1 protein-coding gene is annotated in these 1096 nt (G+C 65.2%); it reads right to left on the bottom strand.

Going from position 1 to position 1096, the window contains the following annotated elements:
• Positions 1-1028 (bottom strand): IS3 family transposase gene (locus ACT53R_RS19610; RefSeq protein WP_476173598.1). Its coding sequence is split into 2 segments (ribosomal slippage), with 1029 coding nucleotides annotated over them: positions 1-770 and positions 770-1028; the frame shifts between segments, so codons are not numbered across the junction. This gene is flagged as partial in the annotation.
• Positions 1029-1096: the final 68 nt, after the last annotated feature.

Genomic DNA, 1096 nt, shown 5'->3' with positions numbered 1-1096 from the left:
CTTCTTTGGCCGCTCCTCGTTGTATTCCCGTCGCCACTGTTCGATCAGCGTCCGTGCGTGCAGCAGGTGGGTGAACCAGTGCTCGTTGAGGCATTCGTCGCGTAGCCGGCCATTGAACGATTCGATGTATGCGTTCTGATTCGGCTTGCCCGGCTCGATCAGACGCAGCTTCACGCCGCGTCCGTGCGCCCAGCCCAGCATCGCCTTGCCGCAGAACTCCTTGCCGTTGTCCGTCCGGATCGCCTCCGGCAAGCCGCGGACGCGGGCCAGTCGGTCCAGCACACGGGCCACACCATGGCCCGAGATCGCACGCTCCACCTCGATGCACACCGCCTCGTGCGTCGCGTCATCGACGATTGTCAGACACTTGAGCACCCGGCCATCGGCGGTCCGATCGAAGACGAAGTCCATCGACCAGACTTGGTTCGCGCGTGTCGGTCGCACCAGCGGCTGCCGCTGGCCCGGCAACACCTTCTTGCGCTTGCGCCGGCGAACCTGCAACTGCGCCTGCCGGTACAACCGTTCCACGCGCTTGCGGTTCACCATCACCCCGGCCTGCCGCAGTTTCAGATGGATCATCCCCACGCCGTAGCGCCGATGGCGCTGGGCCAGCGCCACGATCCGCTCCCGCAGGTCCACGTCGCGATCAGCACGCGGCGCGTAGCGCAAGGCGCTGGCACTCATGCGCACCACCGACAGCGCACGCCGCTCGCTCAGCCCACGATCCACCATCTGCCGCACCAGCACGCGTCGGGCCGGCGCGGTCACCACTTTTTTCGCAACGCCTCCTTGATCACCTCGTTCTCCAGCGCCGACTCGGCCAGCAGCTTCTTCAGGCGCGCATTCTCCGCCTCCAACTCGCGCAGACGCTTGGCCTCCGACACACTCATCCCGCCGAATTTGCTCCGCCACTGGTAGTACGAGGCCTCGCTGAACCCGTGCCGCCGGCACAGTTCCTTCACCGCCAGGCCCGCTTCGGCCTCACGCAGGAAGCCGATGATCTGCTCTTCCGTAAATCGCTTCTTCACGTCCAATCTCCTCTCTCTGGGGAATTGGACTCCAGATCCGGCTGCTACTCAAAAGCGGGGGGACGTCG

It is taken from the genome of Lysobacter sp. DMC104 (genome assembly GCF_056313665.1).
This window is presented reverse-complemented; position numbering and strand designations above follow the sequence as displayed.